This is a genomic window from Acinetobacter sp. UBA3025, assembly GCF_002367915.1.
Classification (GTDB): domain Bacteria; phylum Pseudomonadota; class Gammaproteobacteria; order Pseudomonadales; family Moraxellaceae; genus Acinetobacter.
Map to the genome: position 1 here is coordinate 1 of NZ_DFDO01000037.1, position 3,465 is coordinate 3,465.

A 3,465-nucleotide genomic window follows, 5' to 3' on the forward strand; every position below is an offset into this window, starting at 1 on the left:
CACTTGCCGCTTGAATCCGCCGTTTTATTAAAATGTATTTTAAGATATTACCTATTGTTTGTCAGAGAGGCAATCAGGTTGATTTATACTGAAGGGCCTAAAAGTAACATTTTTTATAAGGGCGACTATTTTTGAAGTCTATTATTCATATTGATTGGGTCACGCTGGCACCACGACTTATGCATTTACAAGACTTAGATCGAAAAACCTATATTCAGCAGCGTAAACAATTAATTTGTGGCTATCGTAATCAGTTACTTTCAAAACAACTCAATCGACCGGTCCAGTCTTCAGATTTTGCTGCCACCGAATACGGCAAACCCTATCTTCCGGCCCATCCAGACTTTGGCTTTAATCATACCCATAGCCAAAACTTCTATGCATTAGCAACAAGCAAAAGTTTTCAGAATTTGGGGATCGATATCGAAGAACTTAATCGAAATGTACGTTTTGAAGCCTTAGCCCAACATGCTTTTCATCCTGAAGAGCTGAAACAGTGGCAGGCATTGGGTTATGATCCTGAATACTGGTTTAAAGTCTGGACCACCAAGGAGGCGGTCCTAAAAGCGTCAGGACTTGGAATCCGGATAAACCTGAATGAGCTGAATACCCAGATTCATCCACATCAGGATGGAGGACGTTGTGAACATCCAGAAATTGGAATTTATGCCTATCAAAACTATATCTTAGCGGGTTGCATGCTCACTGTGGCCTGGCAAAGCGAGCATTCCTGTAAAGGCCTAAGATTTCCAACGATTCAGATTCATCAAGCTGTTTAAAAGTAGATTAAGCCCAAAATATTTCTTATTGTTTGGCAATCATTAAATTACTCAGCCGGTTAACGAACTGTGGACTCATTCGAGATAAATGGAATAAAAACTTACTCTTGAATCCGACCGGATGATGCGTCACTTGCCAAATTGAATCTTTTAGCTGTGCCAGTTTGAAAATATCCTGCGCTACATCCTCAGCTTTTAGATGCACGCCCATTTTTTTGATACTTTCAGCCTGCATATCTTTCACCATTGCAGTGCTAACAAAAAGCGGCATCACATCGAATACCCGAATGCCATATTTTTGCCATTCAATATCCAAGCCTTCAGTCAAACCACGAACTGCAAATTTGCTGGTTGCATAAGAAGCCAGATCAGCTTGGCCATAAATCGCTGAGGCTGAAGACAGGTTAATGACCCGGGCAAAGGAAGTCTGCTTTAAATAGGGCAAAGCAGCATGACATCCATTCAGGACGTCTTTGATATTCACGTCAAGGGTGCGATGGTGATCGGTAATATTGGTTTCTTCAAAAGGACCGGAATATAAAATTCCGGCGTTATTTACCAGAATATTGATTTCACCGGCCCAGGATGCGAATTCAGATAAGGCTCTTTCCTATGAAGTATAATCGGTTACATCCAGAAAGCCGGCTTTGGCATGTTCACCGAGTTGCTGGGCCAATTGTTCTGCCTGTTCATGATTAATATCATAAATTCCGACTTTATAACCTTGCTGGTAAAATAGCTTAGCTGTCGCGGCACCAATTCCTTGTGCTGCACCACTAATCAATATACTGTGCATGTGCTTGATCTCCTTATTGTCTTTTTTTCTTGAGCATAGCAAGAAACAGGCAAAATAATGCGGCTATTTGGTAAAGAAGAGGTTTTACAGTGGAACAATTACTCCAAGTCATGCGTGAGTTACGTGAAAAATGTCCATGGGATCAGCAGCAGACTCCCGAATCTCTGACCAAATATGCGATTGAGGAAGCCTATGAAGTCGAAGCAGCGGTGCGTTCTGGCCAAGCTGATGAGGTGCGGGATGAACTGGGTGATTTGCTCTTACAAGTCGTATTTCAGTCACAAATGTATAGCGAGCAGGGCGCTTTTGATTTTCAGGATGTGGTGCAGGCCATTACTGATAAACTGATCCGACGCCATCCGCATGTATTTCAGGCTGAACAGTTTGCACAGCTGAGCTCTGAAGATGTCTCGGTGCTCTGGAAAGAAATCAAGCAGAAAGAAAAACAGGGTAAGCCGCGTTCTCGTTTGGATGAGGTTAAGCATGCACCTGCACTGCAACAGGCGGATGAGATCCAGAAAAATGTCGCCAAAATCGGCTTTGACTTTCCAGATGTCGCGGGTGCCTATGGCAAGCTGGAAGAAGAACTGGCTGAACTCAAAGAAGCCGTTGCTGGACAAAATTCCGATGAAATACTCGAAGAATTTGGAGACTGCTTATTTTCACTGGTGAATGTTGGTCGTAAACTTGGTGTCTCAAGCGAGATGGCATTATTGGGCACGATCCATAAATTCCGGACTCGCTTTGCCCTGATGGAAGATCGGGCAGAACAACAGCACCTCAATCTGGAAAGCCTGTCATTGGCTGAATTGGATCAGCTCTGGGAACAGGCCAAATTAGAATTAAAACAAAGAGCCGCTCATGAAAAAAGTACAACATCGCATAGGTCCAGCATGGATTAATACTGTCCTGCTAGGTATTTGGCTGGCCTATACTTCAATTGGAACAGTACACGCAACTGCAACCGATTATGCAGAATGGAAAGTACGTCAGCAGCAACATGATGCACGCCTGAAGAAGAAAATCGCTGCTGCTATCCCCGTATCTGAAAACAATCATTATCTGGCTAAACCTGCATTATCCGCCTCTTCAGCTGCTGATAAAATCAGTCTGAACCAGGCCAGTATTGAACAGTTACAGCAGTTAAATGGCATCGGGCAGAAGAAAGCGGAAGCGATCATTGAATACCGGCAGAAAAACGGTAAATTTAAAACAATTGAAGATATTCAACAGGTCAAAGGAATCGGACCGGCCTTATTTGCCAAAAACAAGGATAAGCTGGCTTTGTAACCCTGCTGAATTTATTGTAAATAAGCCATCCATCTGAACCATGAGAATGACATAATCAAATTGCCCTTTAGCGGTGTAAGCGATATGATTAGCGTCATCTTAGAATTTTACGTTCAGACGTAGGAGACAGCGTCTTTTGCAAACTTTGCGCGCGTCAAAATGTGGTTTATCAACCGCTCAATTACCTTCTTATATTCTCGATGTGATTGATGCCTTAACCAAGGCAGGCTATGAAGCTTATATCGTAGGTGGTGGTGTCCGGGATCTGATGCTGGGTTTAAATCCCAAAGATTTCGATGCAGTGACCAATGCTACACCAGCTCAGGTTAAAGAAGTGTTCGGACGGCGTTGTCGGATTATCGGACGACGTTTCGAGCTGGCGCATGTCTATTCGGGCCGTGAACTGGTTGAAGTGGCAACTTTCCGTGCGCCTCCTAAAAAAGCGGTGACCTCTGCAGCAGGGATGATCCTGCGCGATAATAACTGGGGCACCATTGAGCAGGATTTTGCTCGTCGAGATTTTTCGATCAATGCCATGTATTACCAGCCACGCAAAGGTATCGTGCTGGATTTTTGCAATGCAGTAGATGATATTAAACA

3 protein-coding genes and 2 pseudogenes are annotated in these 3,465 nt (G+C 43.5%); 4 read left to right on the forward strand and 1 reads right to left on the reverse strand.

Annotated elements, in window-relative coordinates:
* Positions 1-179 precede the first annotated feature (179 nt).
* The gene (locus B4J23_RS01550) at positions 180-779 is read left to right on the forward strand and encodes a 4'-phosphopantetheinyl transferase family protein (protein WP_291358559.1); all 600 of its coding nucleotides are present in this window, start codon (positions 180-182) and stop codon (positions 777-779) included.
* A 25-nt stretch (positions 780-804) separates the two neighbouring features.
* Here the strand turns inward: B4J23_RS01550 and B4J23_RS01555 are convergent.
* A pseudogene (locus B4J23_RS01555) lies at positions 805-1,575 on the reverse strand (SDR family oxidoreductase).
* Between the two features lie 89 nt (positions 1,576-1,664).
* On the opposite strand from B4J23_RS01555, the gene mazG reads away from it, so the two are divergent.
* The 3 genes and pseudogenes from mazG to B4J23_RS01570 all read left to right on the forward strand — a co-directional run.
* Positions 1,665-2,477 (forward strand): nucleoside triphosphate pyrophosphohydrolase, encoded by an 813-nt coding sequence (gene mazG / locus B4J23_RS01560; protein WP_291358555.1) that lies wholly within the window; start codon positions 1,665-1,667, stop codon positions 2,475-2,477.
* On the forward strand, positions 2,437-2,865 hold the full coding sequence (locus tag B4J23_RS01565; RefSeq protein WP_291358557.1) for a ComEA family DNA-binding protein: 429 nt from the start codon (positions 2,437-2,439) through the stop codon (positions 2,863-2,865). The genes mazG and B4J23_RS01565 overlap by 41 nt, the downstream gene beginning before the upstream one ends.
* A 136-nt stretch (positions 2,866-3,001) precedes the next feature.
* Positions 3,002-3,465 (forward strand): annotated as a pseudogene (locus B4J23_RS01570) (polynucleotide adenylyltransferase PcnB); the annotation flags it as partial.

Excerpts from the sequence above, each read along its gene's own strand:
- B4J23_RS01565 (WP_291358557.1), top strand. The coding sequence starts at position 2,437 with ATGAAAAAAGTACAACATCGCATAGGTCCAGCATGGATTAATACTGTC.
- B4J23_RS01550 (WP_291358559.1), top strand. The coding sequence starts at position 180 with ATGCATTTACAAGACTTAGATCGAAAAACCTATATTCAGCAGCGTAAA.